The sequence below is a fragment of the Pseudomonas sp. rhizo25 genome (genome assembly GCF_031931935.1).
In the GTDB taxonomy this organism is placed as follows: Bacteria; Pseudomonadota; Gammaproteobacteria; order Pseudomonadales; family Pseudomonadaceae; genus Aquipseudomonas; species Aquipseudomonas synxantha.
This window is the reverse complement of record NZ_JAUJXA010000004.1, coordinates 363434-384711: the sequence shown is the minus strand read 5'-3', so window position 1 is coordinate 384711 and position 21278 is coordinate 363434. Positions and strand designations below refer to the sequence as shown.

Sequence of the window (21278 nt, the reverse complement as noted above, 5' to 3'; positions counted from 1 at the left end):
TGGTTACTGACACCGGAAGCCAATGTGGGAGGGAGCTTGCTCCCGATAGCAGTGTGTCAGCCAAACATCAGCTGACTGATACACCGCAATCGGGAGCAAGCCCCCTCCCACATTTTGATTCTGTGCCAGGCTCAGAATTACTTCTTGGCCTTGACCTTGGCACCGCGCTGGCGCTGAGCTTCAAACAAGCAAACACCCGTCGCTACCGATACGTTAAGACTGCTGACACTACCGGCCATCGGCAAATGCACCAGGTAATCGCAATGCTCACGGGTCAGGCGACGCATGCCTTTACCTTCGGCGCCCATGATCAGGATGGTCGGGCCGGTAAGGTCCTGGTCATAAATGCTGACCTCGGCCTCGCCTGCCGTACCCACGACCCACAAGCCACGCTGCTGGAGTTTCTCCAGGGTACGCGCCAGGTTGGTCACGGCCACCAGCGGAATCACTTCCGCCGCGCCGCAGGCGACTTTACGCACGACTGGCGTAAGGGTCGCTGACTTGTCCTTGGGCACGATCACCGCCAGCGCACCGGCAGCGTCCGCCGAACGCAGGCAGGCGCCGAGGTTGTGCGGGTCGGTCACGCCGTCCAGCACCAGCAGCAGTGGCGCGCCTTCGGTACGGTCGAGCAACTCGTCGAGCATCGCTTCGCCCCAGACCTGGCTTGGGCTGACGTCCGCCACCACGCCCTGGTGTACGCCTTCGACCCAGACGTCCATTTCACGACGCTCGGCCTGGCCGATGGCCACCTTGTTTTGCGTGGCCAGCTCGACAAGCGCCTGTACACGCGGCTCGCTGCGGCCTTCGGCCAACCACACCTGCTTGACGCGCTTGGGATGGTGACGCAGCAGTGCTTCTACGGCGTGCACGCCGTAGATTTTTTCCAGACTCATGACTTGGCCTTAGGTTTGCGCGACCCGCCGCTCTTCGCGGGGGCCGAACCCGCTTTGGGCGGGCCTTTACGGTGTTTACTCGGCTTGCTCGACGGTTTTTCCGCCCCTTGGGACTTTCCCCCAGGCGCCGCTTTACCACCGCTTTTGGCTTCGTTGAGCAACTGCTGCTTCAACTCGCGACTCTTGCGCAACTCGGCGTTTTTCGCCGCGGCATCGCTTGGGCGGTAGGCTTCAGGAGCCTTGTCCTTGGCAGAAGAACGACGACCGGCCTTGGCCGGTGCAGGCTCGGCGACTGCCGCTTTCGCAGGAGCCCCTTTGCCCTTGGCAGTCGGCGCCGCGGTTTCGCTGCCACGTTTCTTACGGCCAGTCGGCTCTGCGGGCTTGTCAGGCATGCCGAAGTCGATCTTGCGCTCGTCGAGATCGACGCGCATGACCTGCACTTCCACGGTATCGCCCAGGCGGAAGCTGCGCCCGGTGCGCTCGCCCGCCAGGCGGTGATGCACAGGGTCGAAGTGGTAGTAGTCACCCGGCAAGGCGGTGACGTGCACCAGGCCCTCGACGTAGATGTCGGTCAGCTCGACGAACAGGCCAAAACCGGTCACGGCGGTGATCACACCCGGGAACGTCTCGCCAACGCGATCCTTCATGAACTCGCACTTGAGCCAGTTCACCACGTCGCGGGTGGCTTCGTCGGCGCGGCGCTCACTCATGGAGCACTGCTCGCCCAGTTGTTCCAGGGCCGCCTCGTCGTACGGATAGATCCGTGCCTTCGGAATGGTCATGGCACCGGCGCGCTTGACGTGCGGGGTGTTCTGCTTGGAGTGGATCACGCTGCGGATCGCCCGATGCGTGAGCAGGTCCGGGTAGCGACGAATCGGCGAGGTGAAGTGGGTGTACGCCTCGTAATTCAAGCCGAAATGGCCCTGGTTGTCGGCGCTGTATACCGCCTGACTCAGGGAACGCAGCATCACGGTCTGGATCACGTGGTAATCCGGACGGTCCTTGATGCTGGCCAGCAGCGCCTGGTAATCCTTCGGCGTCGGGCCGTCCTTGCCTTTGTGCAGGGACAGGCCAAGCTCACCGAGGAACGCACGCAGCTTTTCAAGGCGCTCCGGCGGCGGACCGTCGTGCACCCGGTACAACGCTGGAATTTCATGCTTCTTCAGGAACTCGGCAGTGGCCACGTTGGCCGCCAGCATGCATTCCTCGATCAGCTTGTGCGCGTCGTTACGGGTGGTCGGCGTGATTGCGGCGATCTTGCGCTCGGAACCGAAGACAATCCGGGTTTCCTGGGTTTCAAAATCGATCGCGCCACGGGTATGGCGGGCGCCCAGCAAGACCTTGTACAGCGCGTACAACTGCTTGAGGTGCGGCACCACGTCGGCGTATTCGCTGCGCAGGGCCTTGGCTTCGCTGGTCTTCGGTGTTTCCAGGATGGTGCTGACTTTGTTGTAGGTCAGGCGTGCCTGGGAGTGGATCACCGCTTCGTAGAATTGATAGTCGGTCATCTCGCCGGTTTTCGAGATGGTCATCTCGCACACCATGGCCAAGCGGTCGACTTTCGGGTTCAGGGAGCACAGGCCGTTGGACAGCTGCTCAGGCAGCATCGGGATCACGCGCTCAGGGAAGTACACGGAGTTGCCGCGCACCTGGGCTTCGTTATCCAGGGCCGAACCGATCTTCACGTAGCTGGAGACGTCGGCAATCGCGACGAACAGCTTCCAGCCGCCGGAGAACAGGCGCAGCTTGCCCGGCTTGGCTTCGCAGTAGACCGCATCGTCGAAGTCGCGGGCATCTTCGCCGTCAATGGTGACGAACGGCAGGTGACGCAGGTCGATGCGTTTTTCTTTGTCTTTGTCTTCGACTTCCGGCTTGAGCTTGGCGGCTTCCTTGAGCACCGCATCAGGCCAGACGTGAGGAATATCGTAGGTGCGCAGCGCGACGTCGATTTCCATGCCCGGCGCCATGTAGTTGCCGACCACTTCAACGATATCGCCCTGGGGCTGGAAGCGTGCAGTCGGCCAATGGGTGATCTTCACCTCGACGAACTGGCCGACCTTGGCGGCGCCATTGCGGCCTGGCGTGATCAGTACTTCCTGCTGGACCTTCGGGTTATCCGGTACCACAAAGCCGATGCCGCCTTCTTCGAAGTAACGGCCGACGATGGACTCGTGGGCACGGGACACCACTTCGACGATCACGCCTTCACGGCGACCGCGACGGTCCAGGCCGGAAACCCGCGCCAGGGCACGATCGCCGTCGAACACCAGGCGCATTTGCGCGGGGCTCATGAACAGGTCGTCGCTGCCATCGTCCGGGATCAGGAAGCCAAATCCGTCACGGTGGCCGGCGATGCGGCCAAGGATCAGGTCGAGCTTGTCCACCGGCGCGTAGGTGCCGCGGCGGGTGTAGATCAGTTGCGCGTCGCGCTCCATGGCGCGCAGGCGGCGGCGCAGGGCTTCGAGCTGGTCTTCGGTGGTCAGACCGAATTCTTCGACCAACTGCTCGCGGCTAGCAGGCGAACCACGATCGGCGAGGTGCGCCAGGATCAGTTCGCGGCTAGGAATAGGGTTTTCATATTTTTCCGCTTCACGAGCGGCCTCGGGATCGAGGGACTGCCAATCGGCCATTAGAGAGTTTTCACCTTGTCTATATGCGGGTTAGTTTGGCATACGCGTATTGAAACGGGAAATTTCAGGTATCAACAAGCGTTTAAAAGCCCTTTGCGACCCCCGGCGCGCACCTTGCACGACCACTGGCGAAATTTTCCAGGCTTTTTTCATGGCAGGGGTTTACAGCGTAAATATCGCTCCGTATAGTGCGCGCCATCGACGACGGCAACGTTGTCAGATAATGCCCAGGTGGTGAAATTGGTAGACACGCCAGCTTCAGGTGCTGGTGATCGCAAGGTCGTGGAAGTTCGAGTCTTCTCCTGGGCACCAAATTCAGATCAAACCCGCGAAAGCGGGTTTTTTCGTTTCAGGCCTTTGATTTTTAACGGGAAAATTGATTTATATTTTTCGAATCAGGGGTTTACAGAACAAAAAGCCCGCCGTATAGTTCGCCCCATCAACAGCGGCAACGTTGTTCGATAATGCCCAGGTGGTGAAATTGGTAGACACGCCAGCTTCAGGTGCTGGTGATCGCAAGGTCGTGGAAGTTCGAGTCTTCTCCTGGGCACCAAATTCAGATCAAACCCGCGAAAGCGGGTTTTTTCGTTTCTGACGCCAGAAAAACTCCCCAGTGATTTCCCCCTCATCCGCACTTGAGAAGTTTTATCGTTTATCCTTGCAATGATTTGTTGCATATAGCGAGGAACACTTCGGATGATGATCCGCGATAACCGACTCAAGACATCCCTTCTGCGTGGCCTGAGCCTCACCCTGCTTGGCCTGACCCTGCTCTCGCCCACCGCCTACTCCGCCGACAAGATCGCCCTGACCTTGTACAACGGCCAGCACAAGGAAGTCGGCGATGAACTCGCCAAAGCCTTTGAAGCCAAGACTGGCATTCACGTTAACGTGCGTAAAGGCAGCAGCAATCAGTTGGCCAGCCAGGTCGTCGAAGAAGGTGACCGTTCCCCTGCCGACGTGATCTATACCGAAGAGTCGCCGCCACTGAACAAACTCGGCGAGCAAGGCCTGCTGGCGAAGATCGATACCAGCACCCTCGATGTACTACCCAAGGATTACGTTGGCCGTAACGGCGATTGGATGGGCGTGACCGCCCGCACCCGCGTCGTGGCTTTCAACCCAAAACTGATTGCTGAAAAAGACCTGCCCAAGTCGGTATTGGACTTCGCCGGCCCCGAGTGGCAAGGCAAGGTCGGCTTCGTACCCACCAGCGGCGCGTTCCAGGAACAAGCGGTGGCAATCATCAAGCTGCACGGCCGTGAAGCCGCGGAAGAATGGCTGACCGGCCTGCGCGCCTTCGGCAAGGTGTACAGCAACAATATGGTCGCCCTCAAGGCCGTGGAAAACGGCGAAGTGGCCACCGTACTGGTGAACAACTACTACTGGTTTGCCCTGAAGAAGGAGAAAACCAACCTGGACTCCCAACTGCACTACTTCACTGATGGCGATGCCGGCGGCCTGATTACCGTGTCCTCCGCTGCCGCACTGAAATCCAGCAAGCACCCCAAGGAAGCCCAGCAACTGCTGGCATTCATGGCCAGTGAAGAAGGCCAGCGCGTGATCACTAACACTTCGGCCGAGTACCCACTGCGTAAAGGCATGGAATCCAACCGCGGCCTCAAGCCATTTAGCGAGTTGCAACCGCCGAAAGTCACCCCGGCCGACCTTGGCAACGCCGAAGAAGCCTTGGAACTGGAACGTGACGTTGGCTTGAACTGATGAACCCATCGCTACCTGCCGCAGCGTTCAGCCCCCGGCGCAAACGCCCTTCGATCTGGCTGTTGTTGCCGGTGCTGTTGCTGGTCGGCATGAGCCTGCTGCCACTGGCGTATGTCGGGCTCAAGGCCTGGCAGGCGGGCTGGGCAGAGGCGGTGCATCTGTTATGGCGGCCGTATGTCTTCGGCCTGCTGCGCAACACCCTCGCGCTGATGGTCGGCGTGACCGTGACCTGCGGCGTGATCGGCCTGTCCCTGGCTTGGCTACTGGAACGCAGCAACCTGCCAGGACGGCGCATCTGGGGCGTGATCCTGTGCCTGCCGTTTGCCGTGCCGGCGTTTGTCAGCAGCTTTACCTGGGTGTCGCTGAGCGCCAACTTCGAAGGGCTGGGCGGCGCGATCCTGGTGATGAGCCTGTCCAAGTACCCGCTGGTATTCCTGCCGGTGGCGGCGACCTTGCGCAACCTTGACCCGTCCCTGGAAGAATCCGCCCGCACATTGGGGCTGAACCGCTGGGGCGTGTTCCTGCGCATCACCTTGCCGTTGCTGTGGCCGTCGTTGCTGGCCGGCGCGCTGCTGATCGCCCTGCATATGCTGGTGGAGTTCGGCGCGTTGTCGATCATTGGCTTGCAGACCTTTACCACGGCGATCTACCAGCAATTCGAACTGGAATTCAGCAATGCCAATGCCGCAATGCTCTCGGCGGTGTTGCTGGTGATGTGCCTGACCTTGCTGTGGCTGGAGCTGCGCGTGCGCGGCAAAGGCCGGCATGTGCGCATAGGCCAAGGGGCGGCGCGACATGCCGCACAGGTCCGGTTGGGCAAATGGGCGCCTTTGGGCCAGGTGTATTGCCTTGGGCTGGCGATCATCGGCAGCGGCATTCCCCTGGGGATGCTCGGTTACTGGCTGGCCGTAGGCTCATCTGCAGCGTTTCCGATGGCAGAGATAGGTGAGGCGCTGCTGTCCTCCCTGGCACTGTCACTGGGCGGCGCAGCTCTGTGCCTGGTGCTGGCGGTGCCGGTGGGACTGCTGGTGGTGCGCTACAAAGGTCAACTGGCGATCTGGGCCGAACGCCTGCCCTATCTACTGCATGCTCTGCCCGGCTTGGTGATTGCGCTGACGCTGGTGTATTTCGCCCTGCATTATGTGCCGCTGCTGTACCAGACCTCGGCGTTGCTGTTGATCGCTTATGCGCTGCTGTTCTTGCCATTGGCCCAGGCGCCGATTCGCACCGCGCTGAACAAGGCCGCACCGCAATTGGAAGAGGCAGCACGCACGTTGGGCGCTTCGTCGTTCAGTGCGTTTTGCCGGGTGACGTTGCCGATTATCTTCCCGGCGCTGGGAGCGGCGTTTGCACTGGTGTTCCTGGATGCGATGAAGGAGTTGACCGCGACGTTGCTGCTCAGTCCGACCGGGCTGAATACCCTGGCGACTGCCGTTTGGGCACATACTTCGAATGTGGAGTTTGCGGCGGCGGCGCCTTATGCGGCACTGCTGATTCTGGTGTCGGGGTTGCCGGTGTATTTGCTCACGACTCGGATGTATCTGAGTCGCTGAGATCGCTATCGGGGGCAAGCCCCCTCCAACATTTGGAATGCGTTCCAATGTGGGAGGGGGCTTGCCCCCGATGAGGCCGGCACAGGCGAGGCTAAGCCCTGAACTGCCCCAGGCTCGCCTTCAACTGCGCCGCCAACCCATCCAGCACCTTGCCACTGGCCGTCGTCTCCACCACCGCCTGTGCCGCACGTTCGGCCTGGGCATGGATCACCTCGACCCGCCCACGCACCGCATGGGCGCCCTGGGCCTGATGCTCGGCTGCACGCGTCGCCAGGCCAATGGCTGCGTGCACCTGCTCCACTGACGCCTGTACCGTCTGCTGCAAGCGCACGCTGTCGCGTAACACCAGCAAACCTTCACTGGCCTGGCGCCCAGCCTTGCCGATGGTTTCCACCGCCTCACGCGCGCCCTGTTGCAACGCCACGATATGCGCCTGGATATCGCCTGTGGAGCTTTGGGTCTTGCTGGCCAGCGCCCGTACTTCGTCCGCCACTACCGCAAAGCCGCGACCGGTCTCGCCGGCCCGTGCCGCTTCGATGGCCGCGTTAAGGGCCAGCAGGTTGGTTTGCTCGGCGATGCCGTGGATCACAGTCAGCACGACTTCGATCTGCTCGCTTTGCTGGGCCAGACGCTCGATGACCTGGGAACCGGCCTGGACCTGCCCTGCCAACGCTTCGATCAAGTTGCCGACTTCGGCGGAAGTGCGCGAGTTTTCATCCGTGGCCTGGCGAATATCCACCACCTGTTGCAACGCCGCCTGCATCGCATGGCTTTCGGCCTGGGCCTCGTCAGCCATTTGCGAGAGTGCGCGCAAACTCTCCGCCACTTCGTCACGCTGCAAGCCAGCGGCAGCATCGGCGCCGGCATTGCGCAACGTCATTGCACCGATCTCCACACCGGTGCGCTGGGCCACATCGCCTGCTTCGCGCACGATGGGTTGCAACTTATCCACAAAGCGATTGACCGCCGAGGCCATGTCACCGATTTCGTCCTTGCTGTTGATCTGCACGCGCTTGGTGAGATCGCCCTCGCCCGCCGCCAGGTCATCCATGGCCGCGATCAGCAGCTTCAAGCGGTTGACCACGCGCCGACCGAGTACGATGGCGATCAGCAGCAATACGCCAAGCCCCACCAAGGCCAGGCCCATGCCGATACGCCAGCGCAGGGTGCCCGCAGCTTCCTGCACGGCACTGGCGGTGTTGGCGGTCATCTGGGTGGCAGTGGCTTGTGCCGATTGCAACCTTGCGCCCATGGCGGCGGCACTATCAGCCGCAGCGCCCTTGAGGCTGTCGCCTACCAATTGATCGCCACTGGCGATCAGCGCGGCAAAGCGCTTATCCAAAGCCTGTAGATCAGCCTCGACCGCAGCGGTCGACACCCCCATGCGTACCTTGCCGATTTCCACGCCATTGGGGCTGATGGACGCTTCGACGTAATACACAGAAGGATCTGTCTTCGCCGCATCCAGGACTTTGTCCAGGGCACGCTCACCTGCGCCTTTTGCCAGCAGGGCCTGGTTGATTGGGTTTTCACGGTTCAAATAACGGGTCAGGTGCTCCCCCGCTGCATCGTCGTAAACCACAAACAATACGTTGGGATTGCGCTGGGCACGCCGGGCGAACTCCGACAGCGTCGGCACATCACTGTCCCACATGGCGCGAGGGGCCACAGAGGCCAACAACTGCGCCATATCATTGGCGGAGTCCTGCAAGTCTTTTTCCAGGGTCGCACGCAGCTGCTTCTGTTCTTCCTGCAAGCGCGTAGATAGCCCCGCCGTCAGACGCTGGCGGGTGCTGGTAGACAGGCTGTCCAGGCTGGAGGTGACTTCCTTACCCGCCTGGGCCAATTCGCCAGACAGCTTCTGGCTGTCGATACCCAGGCGATTGCTCAAATCGGCCTCCAGTGCAGTGACCGTGCTCCGGGTCAGAGCGACGGCGACCAGCACTTGCACCAAAAGAGCGATACCAAGGGTAACGAAGACCGGCCGCAACAGCCGGCTTTGTAACAATGAGAGAACGGCAGACATCGGGAATCCCTCCACCACGGGTGCCATTAAATTGATAGCACCGCGAAAGAGAGAAACACAGCAAGGGTCGTGCCGCCTGGCCTGCAGATACGACAAAGGGCTCCCCAAGGAGCCCTTTGCTTTTTACATCAACAGCTTATTAAGCGAACGGGTGACGCAGTACGATGGTCTCGTTGCGGTCCGGGCCCGTCGAAATAATGTCGATCGGTGCGCCGATCAACGCTTCAACACGCTTGATGTAGGCACGGGCGTTGGCTGGCAGTTCTTCCAGGGTCTTGGCACCCACGGTCGACTCGGTCCAGCCAGGCACTTCTTCGTACACAGGCTGCAGGCCTACGTAGCTGTCGGCGTCGGTCGGAGCAACATCGTTGCCTTCTGCATCTTTGTAGCCGATGCAGATGTTGATGGTTTCCAGACCGTCGAGGACGTCCAGCTTGGTCAGGCAGATGCCCGAAATGCTGTTCACATCGATAGCGCGACGCAGGATAACGGCGTCGAACCAACCACAACGGCGAGCACGGCCGGTAGTTGCGCCGAACTCGTGACCTTGCTTGGCCAGGTGCGCACCGACGTCGTCGAACAGCTCAGTCGGGAATGGACCCGAACCGACACGGGTGGTGTAGGCCTTGGTGATGCCCAGGATGTAGTCCAGGAACATCGGGCCAACGCCGGAACCGGTGGCAACGCCGCCAGCGGTGGTGTTGGAGCTGGTCACGTACGGGTAGGTACCGTGGTCGATGTCCAGCAACGAACCCTGGGCGCCTTCGAACATGATGTCTTTGCCAGCGCGACGCAGGTCGTGCAGCTCGGCGGTCACGTCCAGCATCAGCGGCTTGAGCAGCTCAGCGTATTCCTTGCACTCGGCCAGGGTCTTTTCGAACTCGATGGCCGGCTCTTTGTAGTAACCCACCAGCATGAAGTTGTGGTAATCCACCAGTTCACGCAGCTTATCTTCAAAGCGCGGCATGTTGAGCAGGTCGCCCACACGCAGGCCACGACGTGCAACCTTGTCTTCGTAGGCCGGACCGATACCGCGACCGGTAGTACCGATCTTCAGCTCGCCACGGGCCTTTTCACGAGCCTGGTCCAGCGCAACGTGGAAGGACAGGATCAGCGGGCAGGACGGGCTGATACGCAGGCGCTCGCGCACCGGTACGCCTTTCTCTTCCAGCTTGATGATCTCGCGCAGCAGGGCATCCGGTGCAACCACCACACCGTTGCCGATCAGGCACTGCACGCCTTCGCGCAGTACGCCCGATGGGATCAGGTGCAAGACGGTTTTTTCGCCATCGATGACCAGGGTGTGGCCAGCGTTGTGGCCACCTTGGTAGCGCACTACGGCGGCAGCATGTTCGGTCAGCAGATCAACGATCTTGCCTTTGCCCTCATCACCCCATTGGGTGCCCAGGACTACGACATTCTTACCCATAACACTTGTCCTCATTCGCGCAAACTTGGTGCCGGCGATGGCCGGCAGGAAAACTCAAGAAGCCAGTGGCGATACTTGCCAAAGCCCGTTCTGCTGAATCAATTGCCGGTCGCAGTCCGCTTCACGGGCGGCGGCCAATGGCTGCCCAGGCAAGGCCTGGACTACACGCTGACCCTCACTGCGTAACTGGCAAACCTGCTGCCAGAGCGCTGCGTCCGTACTGTCGGGCATCCAGATGCCACCAGACGGCAGCTCGACCTCAGCACGCCCCAGGGTCACCAGGGTTTTCAAATCGGTGGAAAAACCAGTGGCCGGACGCGCACGACCGAAGTCAGCGCCGATATCGTCATAACGACCACCCTGGGCGATGGCTTGGCCAACACCCGGGACAAATACCGCGAACACCACACCGGTGTGGTAGTGGTAGCCGCGCAACTCACCCAGATCAAAATACAGCGGCAGCTGCGGGAACCGCGCCGACAGGCGCTCGGCGATTGCCAGCACGTCATCCAGCGCGGCCAATACCGGCGCTGGCGCCTTGGCCAGGCGCTCACGTGCAGCCGACAGCACTTCACGGCCACCGCACAGATCCACCAGCGCACGCAGCATGCCGGCCAGATCCGCAGGTACACCCTCTGTAAGGGCGACCACTTCATCGATGGCCTTGCGTTGCAGGGCATCGAACAATTGCTGCTCTACTTCGCCGGACAACCCGGCCGCACGGGCCAGGCCGCGGTAGATACCGACATGCCCCAGATCCATGTGCACATCCGGCACATCCGCCAGTTGCAGCATGGCCAGCATCAGGCTGATCACTTCAACATCGCTGCTCGGGCTGGCATCGCCGTACAACTCGGCGCCCAACTGGATCGGGCTCCGGGAAGACGACAAGGCACGCGGCTGGGCATGTAGCACGCTGCCGGCGTAGCACAGGCGGCTAGGACCTTCGCGGCGCAGAGTGTGCGCATCGATGCGCGCCACTTGCGGCGTGATGTCGGCACGGAAACCCATTTGCCGACCCGATTGCGGGTCGATGACCTTGAAGGTGCGCAGATCCAGGTCCTGGCCCGCGCCGGTCAGCAGGGATTCCAGGTACTCGATATGGGGAGTCACGACAAACTCGTAACCCCAGCTCTGGAACAGATCCAACACCTGGCGACGCGCTATTTCAATGCGCGCAGCTTCTGGTGGCAGTACTTCTTCGATGCCATCTGGCAGCAGCCAGCGGTCTACCGTTGCCATTACGCCATTCCCCTTTGATCCGGGCGGCCAGCCCTCGGCCGAACCTTGAGTGAAGCAGAAAATACCCGCCTCTTGCATAAACCACGCGCAAGAGCGACGTGACGAACGGCCTGTAACCGGCCTCGTCGGGCACTTTCCTCGAAAAACCTGTCACGCCTGCCGAATCAAACATGCAGACGCAAAAAAGCCGGGAATTTCCCGGCTGCCGCATCATACACCCGTTTTCTGAAAGGAGCACCCCGCCAGGCATTTTAGCCGCCCGACGGAGTGCGTCCTACAGAATTACAGGCTGGTTACTTGGACTTTTCCAGGTAGCGGAAGAAGTCGCTGCTTGGGTCCAGCACCATGACGTCGGTTTTGTTCGCGAAGCTTTCACGGTAGGCGCGCAGGCTACGGTAGAACGCGTAGAACTCCTGGTCCTGGCCGTAGGCCTTGGCGTAGATCGCCGCGGCTTGGGCATCACCATCACCACGGGCCTCTTCAGACTCGCGATAGGCTTCTGCCAGCAGGACACGGCGCTGACGGTCGGCATCCGCACGGATCCCCTCTGCCAGCTCGTTACCCTTGGCGCGGTGCTCACGGGCCTCGCGCTCACGCTCGGTGCTCATGCGCTCGAACACGCTGCGGTTGACTTCCTTGGGCAGGTCAATGGCCTTGACCCGGACATCGACCACTTCGATACCCAGCTCTTTTTCCGCCATGGTGTTCAGCGAACGCGTGATGTCAGCCATCAGCGCATCCCGCTCACCGGATACCACCTCGTGCAGGGTGCGTTTACCAAACTGGTCACGCAGGCCCGATTCCAGACGACGCGACAGACGCTCGTCAGCAATCTGCTTGAGGCCGGAGGTCGCTGTGTAGAAGCGCTCGGCATCCTTGACGCGCCACTTGGCGTAGGCGTCAACCATCACGGCTTTCTTTTCCAGGGTCAGGAAGCGCTGTGTCGGTGCATCCAGGGTCATCAGGCGGGCGTCGAACTTGCGCACCTGGTTGACGTAGGGGACTTTCACATGCAGGCCCGGCTGGACATCCGCCTGGACCACACGACCGAATTGCAGCAGCACCGCACGCTCGGTCTGAGCCACGATGTAGAAGCAGTTCCAGGCAGCGATGACCACGACGACGCCCACAATCAGGGCGGTCAGCGATTTATTGCTCATCAACGACTCTCCCTGGTACGTGTTTGCTGTTGCAGCAAGTCAGCGGCCGCACGGGCGCTCGCTTCGTTGGCAGCGGCACTGGAACCGGTAGACGGTGCGCTGGTGCCACTACGACCACCTTCGATCATCTTGTCCAGCGGCAGGTACAGCAGGTTGTTCTGCCCACCCTTGCTGCCAGTCACGAGAACCTTGCTGGTGTTGCTGAAGACTTCCTGCATGGTGTCCAGGTACAGACGCTCACGGGTGACTTCCGGCGCCTTGCGGTACTCGGCTACCAGCTTGGTAAAGCGATCTGCCTCACCCTTGGCACGGGAGACCACCTCATCGCGATAGCCGTTGGCATCCTCGATGATACGCTGGGCCTGGCCGCGGGCTTCCGGCACGACGCCGTTGGCGTAGGTTTCAGCCTGGTTGCGCGAACGCTGCTCGTCTTCACGGGCGCGGATCACGTCGTCAAAGGCTTCCTGCACTTCACGCGGTGCCGCTGCGCTCTGTACGTTCACCTGGGTGACGGTGATACCGGTGCGATAGGTGTCGAGGAAGCGTTGCAGACGCTCCTTGATTTCGCTTGCCATCAATTCACGACCTTCGGTGAGCACCTGGTCCATGGCGGTGGAACCCACCACGTGGCGCAGGGCACTTTCGGTTGCGTGTTGCAGGCTGATTTCCGGCTGGTCGACGTTCAGAACGAAGTCCTGCAGGTTGCTGATCTTGTACTGCACGGTCAGCGGCACTTCGACGATGTTCTCGTCTTCGGTCAGCATCTGGCCCTGCTTGGTGTACGCCCGCTCACGCGTGACGTTCTCCATGTACTTCTTGTCGATCGGCGGGAAATAGATATTCAGGCCCGGGCCGACAGTCTCGTAGTACTTGCCGAAGCGCAGCACCACGGCCTGCTCCTGCTCGTCCACGACGTATACCGCACTGTAGAGCCACACGGCCGCCAGCACGACAAGACCCAGGCCCAACAGGCCATAGCCACCGCCCTTGCTTGTGCGACCGCCGTCGTCACCACCACGTTTTTTTCCACCACCGAACAACCCATTCAGGCTTTCCTGCAGCTTTCGGAAGGCCTCGTCGAGATCCGGTGGCCCCTTGCGGTCGCCATTATTACGGCGCTTACCACCCCAAGGATCCTGATTATTCGAGTTGCCACCCGGCTCATTCCAAGCCATAGCGCTCTCCATCTGATAAAGCAAAGACGCACCCACGGCGCGCCGACCAATGCTACAGAATGCCTGCTACCGCGGCACAACCGCTTTAGGAGGCTTTTATTGCAAAGTGTGTTGTTCGATGAACTCTGCCGGTACAACACCCTCGCGACTGACCAGTCGATTGAGCTCCGAGCGCGGCAATCGAACGGCCAGCAAGCTGACACCTTCTTCGTCGTGTTCTTCTTTCTGTACCGCGCCCAACTCGAAAAACTGTGCACGCAGTCGAGCAAAACGCTGAGGCAAGCGCAAGGTACCGACGAACAAATCGCTGCCGAGCAATTCGGCAATGGCTTGTTCAAGCAGCTCCAGGCCACTGCCATCACGCGCCGACAACCAGACCCGTTGGGGCTTGCCGTTTTCGTCGCGCTGGATCTGTGGCTCAACGCCTTCGAGCAAATCGAGTTTGTTATAGACCTCGAGGATCGGCAAGTCCTGGGCACCAATCTCGCCCAGCACCACCATGACCTGTTCAATTTGCAGCATGCGATCCGGTTCGGCCGCATCGATCACGTGCAAGAGCAGGTCGGAATTGCTCGACTCTTCGAGCGTAGACCGAAATGCCTCGACCAGCTTGTGCGGCAGGTGACGAATGAAACCCACGGTGTCGGCCAGGACAATCGGCCCCAGGTCGTCGATATCCAGGCGGCGCAGGGTCGGGTCGAGGGTTGCGAACAGTTGGTCGGCCGCGTACACGTCCGATTTCGTCACGTTGTTGAACAGCGTGGATTTGCCGGCGTTGGTATAACCCACCAGGGAAACGGTCGGGATATCCGCGCGGGTACGCCCACGTCGCGATTGCTCGCGTTGGCTGCGCACTTTCTCGAGGCGGCCCTTGATCTGGCGCAGGCGAACCCGCAGCAGGCGCCGGTCGGTTTCCAGCTGGGTTTCACCCGGGCCTCGCATACCGATACCACCACCCTGGCGCTCAAGGTGAGTCCAGCCGCGAACCAGGCGGGTGCTCATGTGGTCAAGCTGGGCCAGTTCGACCTGGAGCTTGCCTTCATGGGTACGGGCGCGCTGGGCAAAAATATCGAGGATGAGGCCGGTACGGTCAATCACGCGACACTCGAAAACACGTTCGAGGTTACGTTCCTGACTGGGCGTGAGAATGTGATTGAAGATCACCAGATCGGCTTCTTCGGCGTGGACCAGGTCGCGCAATTCCTCGACCTTGCCGCTGCCTATCAGGTATTTGGCGGTTGGCCGATGACGCGGCACGTTAAAAAACGCAACGGTCTCGGCGCCGGCCGAATTTGCCAACTCCTGAAACTCCTGCGGATCTTCGCGCGCCTCAGGGTCCTGTCCATCCAAGTGAACGAGGATTACTCGCTCACCACCACCGTGGCGCTCAAAGAACAAAGGAGGCTCCTATCAGGCGTTACCTGGCTCAGCGTCACCCTGTTCGTCACCTGCTGCGCTAGGCAGACGGATTGGACGAACTGGAACGACTGTCGAGATAGCGTGCTTGTAGACCATCTGGCTGACGGTGTTTTTCAGCAGGATCACGAACTGGTCGAACGACTCGATCGTACCTTGCAGCTTGATACCGTTGACCAGGTAGATGGAAACCCCCACTTTCTCTTTACGTAAAGTATTCAAGTAAGGGTCTTGTAGCGAATGCCCTTTTGACATGTGCCGCACTCCTTTAAGGATCAATAATAAAAATCGGAAAATAGATAGCTTATGGCCGCCACACCCCCAAGGATAGACGGCAATTGCAAGGACTCAGCTCAATATGGAGACCGTTCCCAAGTATTTCAAGGCGCGTGACAGATTGTCGCTGTCCAGGCTGTCCAACCAGTGCAAATCGCTCCAGCTGCGCAGCCAGGTGAACTGGCGCTTCGCCAATTGGCGCGTGGCAATGATGCCGCGCTCCTGCATTTCGGCTGACGTCAGCTTGCCATCCAGATGATCCCAGACTTGGCGGTAGCCTACAGCACGTATCGAAGGCAGCCCGGGATGCAGGTCACCTCTTGAACGCAGTGCTACGACCTCCTCCACAAACCCCTGTTCCAACATAATTGTGAATCTTTGTGCAATTCGTTCATGCAGCACCTGGCGATTTGCCGGAGCGATGGCCAGGTTCGCCACAGTATAGGGCAATTGTGACTGTCCAGATGCGCCGGCATCAGCACTTTGCGCACTTTGTTTCAGCCTGTGTTCAGTCATGGTCCGGCCACTCACACGCCAGACTTCCAAGGCACGGGTGAGGCGCTGGGGGTCATTGGGGTGAATGCGCGCCGCGGACACCGGGTCCACCGCCGCCAATTGGTCGTGTAGGGCTTGCCAGCCGAGGCGTGCAGCCTCTTCTTCGAGTTCGGCGCGCACTTGGGCGTCAGCAGGCGGCATATCGGCCAGGCCTTCCTGCAAAGCCTTGTAGTAGAGCATCGTACCGCCCACCAGCAGCGGAATATTGCCCCGCGCGGTGATCTCAGCCATGGCCGCCAGGGCGTCGGTACGAAAATCCGCGGCCGAATAGCTCTCGGCCGGGTCGATGATGTCGATCAAACGGTGCGGATACTGGGCCAACAACGCTTTCGACGGCTTGGCCGTACCAATGTCCATGTCCCGGTAAACCAGGGCAGAGTCAACGCTGATCAGCTCGCAGGGCAACACCTTGGTCAGCTCGATGGCCAGGTCGGTCTTGCCGGCGGCCGTGGGGCCCATCAGGAAAATCGCGGGGGGCAAGGCGCTCATCAACGGCCGCGCAAGAAGAGTTTGTCCAGATCGTCCAGTCCCATCTGGGTCCAGGTCGGTCGGCCATGGTTGCATTGGCCGCTGCGCTCGGTGTTTTCCATGTCGCGCAGCAGGCCGTTCATTTCCGGCAGGGCCAGGCGGCGATTGGCGCGAATGGCACCGTGGCAGGCCATGGTGCCAAGCAGCTCATTGATATGCGCCTGGATACGGTCACTGGTGCCGTATTCCATCAGGTCTGCCAGCACGTCGGCCACCAGGCGGTTGGCCTCGGCCTGCTTGAGCAATGCGGGTATCTGACGGATCGCCAGGGTTTCCGGGCCCAGGCGCTGCAATTCGAAGCCAAGTTTCTGGAACACACTGTGATGCTCTTCGGCGCAATCGGCCTCGCGCTGGCTCACCGCCAGGGACTCCGGCACCAGCAGCGGCTGGCCGCTGAGGCCTTCGCTGGCCATGGCAACTTTCAGGCGCTCGTACATGATTCGTTCGTGGGCGGCGTGCATGTCCACCAGCACCAGGCCATGGGCATTTTCCGCAAGAATGTAGATGCCCTTGAGCTGCGCCAGGGCATAGCCCAGTGGCGGAATATCACCGCCGCCTTCCGGCAGTGAAGGAGCAATACCCGGCTCGGCGCCCGGCAGCGGCGCGAAAAACTCACGGTACGCCGCCTGGGCCTCGGCCACCGGCACTGTCGATTGCGGGCGCGGCGTGTATTGATACTGATAGCCCGCACCGGCACCCGAGTTCGGCGCCGTGTAGGTCGGTTGCGACTGTGGCGATTGCAGCAGGTTGGCGGCCAGGCTCATTTCACCCTGGGGGCCGAACTCTCCGGCTTCCGGGCCAGTTGGCCGTACCACGGCCGTGACAATCGGCGCTGACAGTTGGTCATCCGGACGCACATCGCCCAAGGCGCGGTGCAGCGTGCCATACAGGAAGTCATGCACCATGCGCCCATCACGGAAGCGCACTTCGTGCTTGGTCGGGTGCACGTTGACGTCGACCACCGACGGGTCGACCTCAAAGAACAGCACAAACGTCGGGTGCCGCCCGTTGAACAGCACGTCGCGGTAGGCCTGGCGCACCGCGTGGGCCACCAGCTTGTCGCGTACCGCACGGCCGTTCACAAAGAAATACTGCAAGTCGGCCTGGCTACGGGAAAACGTCGGCAACCCGACCCAGCCCCACAGCCTCAGGCCATTGCGTTCGATCTCAATCGGCAGTGCCTGCTCCAGGAACCCGCTACCGCACACTGCCGCCACCCGGCGAGCGCGTGCGGCGTCGTCGTGGGCTTCGTGCAGGCTGAGGATGGTCTTGCCGTTGTGGCGCAGATGAAACGCCACATCGAAGCGGGCCAGGGCCAGGCGCTTGATGACTTCTTGCAGGTGGTCGAATTCGGTTTTCTCGGCCTTGAGGAATTTGCGCCGTGCCGGGGTGTTGAAGAACAGGTCGCGTACTTCCACCGAAGTGCCCACCGGGTGCGCCGCCGGCTGAACCCGAGGCGCCATGTCGCGACCTTCGGTTTCCACTTGCCAGGCTTGCTCGGCACTGCGTGTGCGGGAAGTGAGAGTCAGGCGGGCCACGGAACTGATGGAGGCCAGGGCCTCACCGCGAAAGCCCAGGCTCATGACCCGCTCCAGGTCTTCCAGGTCGCGTATCTTGCTGGTGGCGTGGCGGGCCAGGGCCAGCGGCAGGTCATCGGCGGAGATGCCACTGCCGTCGTCGCGCACCCGCAGCAGCTTGACACCGCCCTGCTCCACGTCGACATCGATGCGCTTGGCGCCCGAGTCGATGCTGTTTTCCAGCAACTCCTTGATCACCGAAGCCGGGCGTTCAACGACCTCACCGGCGGCGATCTGGTTGGCAAGACGCGGGCTGAGCAATTCAATGCGCGAGCCGCTGTTCAAGATGGATTCGCTCATTACTGCGCCGCCAATTCAGTGCCGGGAATGGTCAACACCTGGCCGATCTTCAATTCATCGCTTTTCAGGTTATTGGCGCTGCGCAAGGCCGCAGGCGTGACTTGGAAACGTACTGCCAGCATGGCGACGGTATCACCGGGCTGCACGCGATGGTCACGCGGGCCCTGGGCGATCTTGCCGGAGTCGCGCAGCCAGGCGATATAGGTGCCCGGCGGCGGGTTCTGCTGGAAGAACTGGCGCACGCCGGCGCTGATCGAGCGTGCCAACGCCTGCTGGTGGCTGGCGCTGGCCAGTTTCGACGCCTCGTTGGCGTTGGAGATAAACCCGGTTTCCACCAGGATCGACGGGATATCCGGCGACTTCAACACCATGAACCCGGCCTGTTCCACGCGCTGTTTGTGCAGCGAGGTGACGCGACCGATGTTGCTCAGGACTTTCTGGCCGACGTTCAGGCTGGAGGTCAGCGAGGCGGTCATCGACAGGTCGAGCAGCACGCCGGCGAGCATCTTGTCCTTATCGTCGAGGGACACGTTGCCGGCCCCGCCGATCAAGTCGGAACGGTTTTCACTGTCAGCCAGCCAGCGGGCGGTCTCGGAGGTGGCGCCGCGATCCGACAGGGCAAACACCGAAGCACCAAAGGCGGCAGTGGACGGCGCGGCGTCGGCATGGATCGACACGAACAGGTCAGCACCCTTCTTACGGGCGATTTCGGTACGGCCACGCAAAGGAATGAAGTAGTCACCGGTGCGCGTCAGCTCGGCGCGGTAGCCCTTCATGCCGTTGATCTGGCGCTGCAGCTCGCGGGCGATCGCCAGTACCACGTCCTTCTCATGCTGGCCGCGGGAGCCGGAGGCACCCGGGTCTTCGCCACCGTGGCCGGCGTCGATCACCACGATGATGTCGCGCTTGCCAGCCGGTGCGGGCGGCGGAGGTGGCAGCTTGACCTGGGGTTGCGAAGGGTTGACCGGCACCGCCGGTACCGTCGCCACGCTTGGCGTCGGCGCAGGCGGCGGTGCGGCGTCGGCAGGGTTGTCGAACAGGTCGACCACCAGGCGGTTGCCGTATTGGGCGTTGGGTGCCAGCGAAAAACTTTTGGGGGTCACGGCCTTTTTCAGGTCGATGACCACGCGCAGGTCGGTCGGCGTACGCTGGGCCGAGCGCATGGCGGTAATTGGCGTGTTGGCGGTAGACACCTTCAGCGGCGCGGCCAGGCTCGCACCGTTGATGTCGATCACCAGGCGATCAGGCGCCGTCAGGGTAAAGACGCTGTGCTGGACCGGGCCAGACAGGTCGAACACCAGTCGCGTGTTATCCGGCGCTCGCCACAGGCGAACACTCTTTACCTGTGAAGCAGCCAGAGCATTGACAGTCATTGCCGCAAGCAACACCCCCACGACAGCAACCAACGCGCGAAAGCGCATACCTAACCCCACCAATTTTATTTGAATTCCAATGCCAGAATGGCGCACCAAGCTTTAGCGCGCTCGCTCTGGGGCAACAACTTCAGCTGACGTCCGTGCTCATGCGGCGTAATGGTAATGGTCATGTCTGGCTTTGGCAAAAAGCCTGTGCCTTTATCTGGCCATTCGATCAGGCATAGCGCATCTTCGTCGAAATAATCACGGATGCCCATGAATTCAAGCTCTTCGGGGTCTACCAGGCGATAGAGGTCGAAGTGGAAGGCACGCACGTCGCCGATCTCGTAGGGCTCTACCAAAGTGAACGTCGGGCTTTTCACCGCGCCCGTATGGCCCAGACCGCGAATAATTCCTCGCGACAGTGTGGTCTTGCCGGCCCCAAGGTCACCCTCGAGAAAAATCAATCCTGCCCCGGCGGTGACCTGCGAGATGCGTTGACCGAACGCAACCATGGCGTCTTCATTCGCCAGGAAAAGCACTAATTCAGGCACGGCGATTGCTCCTCCAGCAATTGACGAATGGCAGGTATCAGGTCGCTGGCCGCCAGACCGCGACCAAAACTGCCTTGGCGATCCCCCGCCGTGGCGTGCAACCACACGGCCAGGCAGCTTGCGTCATACGCGGGCATGCCCTGGGCCAACAAGGCACCGACCAGGCCCGCCAGGACATCACCGAGCCCCGCCGTCGCCATGGCCGGGTGGCCTTGATCACAGCGAGCAACCCGCCCGTCAGGGCTGGCAATCAAACTGCCAGCACCCTTGAGGATAGCCACTGCATTGAATGTATGGCTCAACGCGCGCGCCACCTTAAGGCGGTCTGCCTGAACCTCGGCTGTCGAAATGCCCAACAACCGCGCGGCTTCACCTGGATGCGGGGTGATCACGCTATTGGCAGGAAGACTGACGCTGCCTGTGGCCAGCTGATTCAAGGCGTCAGCATCCCAGACCTGCGGCTGCTGGGCATTGGCCGCCACGGACAACAGGCTTTTGCCCCACGCCGCGGCGCCCAAGCCAGGGCCAATTACGATGACCGAGGTTTTTTCCAGCAGGCTCATCAACTGGTTCGCAGAGCTGACGCCCACCGTCATCACTTCCGGCAGCCGTGCCAGCGCCGCCGGCACATGCTCAGGGCGGGTCGCCAGGGACACCATGCCGGCACCGCTGCGCAGGGCACTTTCGGTACTCAGTAACGCCGCGCCACCAAAGCCGCGGTCGCCACCGATGACTAATACATGGCCGAACTGGCCTTTATGGGCATCCGGGGAACGCGCAGCCAGTTGCGGCAAATGGCCGGGCAACAGGGGCTGAACGTCGGTTATTGGGTGTTTTGTCTGAGGCATGCGTCTTCAAGCTCCGATGTCTGGCAGAATTATACGCAT

Annotated in this window: 15 protein-coding genes, 2 tRNA genes and 2 pseudogenes; 4 read left to right on the top strand and 15 right to left on the bottom strand. The window is 61.2% G+C overall.

Going from position 1 to position 21278, the window contains the following annotated elements:
• Positions 1–137: 137 nt before the first annotated feature.
• Both rlmB and rnr read right to left on the bottom strand, forming a co-directional pair.
• Positions 138–893 carry a 23S rRNA (guanosine(2251)-2'-O)-methyltransferase RlmB gene (gene rlmB, locus QZR30_RS11575; protein WP_021493242.1) on the bottom strand — a complete coding sequence of 252 codons (756 nt, stop codon included), beginning with the start codon at positions 891–893 and terminating at the stop codon, positions 138–140.
• Entirely contained in the window at positions 890–3523 is a 2634-nt protein-coding gene (rnr, locus tag QZR30_RS11570; RefSeq protein WP_274357809.1) for a ribonuclease R, read from the bottom strand. Before rnr ends, rlmB begins: the two co-directional genes overlap by 4 nt.
• Positions 3524–3748: 225 nt before the next feature.
• Between rnr and QZR30_RS11565 the strand changes: the two genes are divergently transcribed.
• From QZR30_RS11565 to QZR30_RS11550, 4 genes are all read left to right on the top strand, one after another.
• Positions 3749–3835, top strand: a tRNA-Leu gene (locus tag QZR30_RS11565).
• Between the two features lie 154 nt (positions 3836–3989).
• Positions 3990–4076: transfer RNA gene (locus QZR30_RS11560), tRNA-Leu, on the top strand.
• A 143-nt stretch (positions 4077–4219) separates the two neighbouring features.
• Positions 4220–5245 carry an iron ABC transporter substrate-binding protein gene (locus tag QZR30_RS11555; RefSeq protein ID WP_056847103.1) on the top strand — a complete coding sequence of 342 codons (1026 nt, stop codon included), beginning with the start codon at positions 4220–4222 and terminating at the stop codon, positions 5243–5245.
• Positions 5245–6798, top strand: a complete 1554-nt coding sequence (locus QZR30_RS11550) for an ABC transporter permease (protein WP_311903321.1) — start codon at positions 5245–5247, stop codon at positions 6796–6798. The genes QZR30_RS11555 and QZR30_RS11550 overlap by 1 nt, the downstream gene beginning before the upstream one ends.
• 91 nt (positions 6799–6889) lie before the next feature.
• On the opposite strand, the pseudogene QZR30_RS28035 reads toward QZR30_RS11550, so the two are convergent.
• The 13 genes and pseudogenes from QZR30_RS28035 to QZR30_RS11490 all read right to left on the bottom strand — a co-directional run.
• Positions 6890–7405, bottom strand: a pseudogene (locus QZR30_RS28035) (methyl-accepting chemotaxis protein); the annotation flags it as partial.
• A gap of 390 nt (positions 7406–7795) precedes the next feature.
• Positions 7796–7849: pseudogene (locus QZR30_RS28030) on the bottom strand (hypothetical protein); the annotation flags it as partial.
• A gap of 1114 nt (positions 7850–8963) precedes the next feature.
• On the bottom strand, positions 8964–10253 hold the full coding sequence (locus QZR30_RS11540; RefSeq protein WP_043047871.1) for an adenylosuccinate synthase: 1290 nt from the start codon (positions 10251–10253) through the stop codon (positions 8964–8966).
• A gap of 54 nt (positions 10254–10307) precedes the next feature.
• Positions 10308–11495, bottom strand: coding sequence for an ATP phosphoribosyltransferase regulatory subunit (locus QZR30_RS11535; protein ID WP_056847106.1), 1188 nt, complete (start codon positions 11493–11495; stop codon positions 10308–10310).
• Between the two features lie 293 nt (positions 11496–11788).
• A complete protein-coding gene (gene hflC, locus QZR30_RS11530; protein WP_010213607.1) occupies positions 11789–12655 on the bottom strand; it encodes a protease modulator HflC in 867 nt (288 codons plus the stop codon).
• Entirely contained in the window at positions 12655–13830 is a 1176-nt protein-coding gene (hflK, locus tag QZR30_RS11525; protein ID WP_046070644.1) for an FtsH protease activity modulator HflK, read from the bottom strand. The genes hflC and hflK overlap by 1 nt, the downstream gene beginning before the upstream one ends.
• 96 nt (positions 13831–13926) lie before the next feature.
• Positions 13927–15228 (bottom strand): ribosome rescue GTPase HflX, encoded by a 1302-nt coding sequence (gene hflX / locus QZR30_RS11520; RefSeq protein ID WP_043047876.1) that lies wholly within the window; start codon positions 15226–15228, stop codon positions 13927–13929.
• A gap of 12 nt (positions 15229–15240) precedes the next feature.
• Positions 15241–15501: an RNA chaperone Hfq gene (gene hfq, locus QZR30_RS11515; protein ID WP_003188059.1), complete on the bottom strand. Its 261-nt coding sequence runs from the start codon at positions 15499–15501 to the stop codon at positions 15241–15243.
• Positions 15502–15594: 93 nt separating this feature from the next.
• Entirely contained in the window at positions 15595–16566 is a 972-nt protein-coding gene (gene miaA / locus QZR30_RS11510) for a tRNA (adenosine(37)-N6)-dimethylallyltransferase MiaA (protein ID WP_046070643.1), read from the bottom strand.
• The gene (mutL, locus tag QZR30_RS11505) at positions 16566–18482 is read right to left on the bottom strand and encodes a DNA mismatch repair endonuclease MutL (RefSeq protein WP_046070642.1); all 1917 of its coding nucleotides are present in this window, start codon (positions 18480–18482) and stop codon (positions 16566–16568) included. The genes miaA and mutL overlap by 1 nt, the downstream gene beginning before the upstream one ends.
• Entirely contained in the window at positions 18482–19903 is a 1422-nt protein-coding gene (locus QZR30_RS11500; protein ID WP_056847107.1) for an N-acetylmuramoyl-L-alanine amidase, read from the bottom strand. Before QZR30_RS11500 ends, mutL begins: the two co-directional genes overlap by 1 nt.
• A gap of 17 nt (positions 19904–19920) precedes the next feature.
• The gene (tsaE, locus tag QZR30_RS11495) at positions 19921–20391 is read right to left on the bottom strand and encodes a tRNA (adenosine(37)-N6)-threonylcarbamoyltransferase complex ATPase subunit type 1 TsaE (protein ID WP_068966055.1); all 471 of its coding nucleotides are present in this window, start codon (positions 20389–20391) and stop codon (positions 19921–19923) included.
• Positions 20379–21239, bottom strand: a complete 861-nt coding sequence (locus QZR30_RS11490) for an NAD(P)H-hydrate dehydratase (protein WP_046070639.1) — start codon at positions 21237–21239, stop codon at positions 20379–20381. Before QZR30_RS11490 ends, tsaE begins: the two co-directional genes overlap by 13 nt.
• Between the last annotated feature and the right edge of the window lie 39 nt (positions 21240–21278).

Bases quoted from the DNA above. Each gene is read 5' to 3' on its own strand.
- QZR30_RS11500 (WP_056847107.1), bottom strand. From the start codon at position 19,903: ATGCGCTTTCGCGCGTTGGTTGCTGTCGTGGGGGTGTTGCTTGCGGCA.
- QZR30_RS11535 (WP_056847106.1), bottom strand. From the start codon at position 11,495: ATGGCAACGGTAGACCGCTGGCTGCTGCCAGATGGCATCGAAGAAGTA.
- rnr (WP_274357809.1), bottom strand. From the start codon at position 3,523: ATGGCCGATTGGCAGTCCCTCGATCCCGAGGCCGCTCGTGAAGCGGAA.
- rlmB (WP_021493242.1), bottom strand. From the start codon at position 893: ATGAGTCTGGAAAAAATCTACGGCGTGCACGCCGTAGAAGCACTGCTG.
- mutL (WP_046070642.1), bottom strand. From the start codon at position 18,482: ATGAGCGAATCCATCTTGAACAGCGGCTCGCGCATTGAATTGCTCAGC.
- hfq (WP_003188059.1), bottom strand. From the start codon at position 15,501: ATGTCAAAAGGGCATTCGCTACAAGACCCTTACTTGAATACTTTACGT.
- miaA (WP_046070643.1), bottom strand. From the start codon at position 16,566: ATGAGCGCCTTGCCCCCCGCGATTTTCCTGATGGGCCCCACGGCCGCC.
- QZR30_RS11540 (WP_043047871.1), bottom strand. From the start codon at position 10,253: ATGGGTAAGAATGTCGTAGTCCTGGGCACCCAATGGGGTGATGAGGGC.
- QZR30_RS11490 (WP_046070639.1), bottom strand. From the start codon at position 21,239: ATGCCTCAGACAAAACACCCAATAACCGACGTTCAGCCCCTGTTGCCC.
- hflK (WP_046070644.1), bottom strand. From the start codon at position 13,830: ATGGCTTGGAATGAGCCGGGTGGCAACTCGAATAATCAGGATCCTTGG.
- QZR30_RS11550 (WP_311903321.1), top strand. From the start codon at position 5,245: ATGAACCCATCGCTACCTGCCGCAGCGTTCAGCCCCCGGCGCAAACGC.
- hflC (WP_010213607.1), bottom strand. From the start codon at position 12,655: ATGAGCAATAAATCGCTGACCGCCCTGATTGTGGGCGTCGTCGTGGTC.
- QZR30_RS11555 (WP_056847103.1), top strand. From the start codon at position 4,220: ATGATGATCCGCGATAACCGACTCAAGACATCCCTTCTGCGTGGCCTG.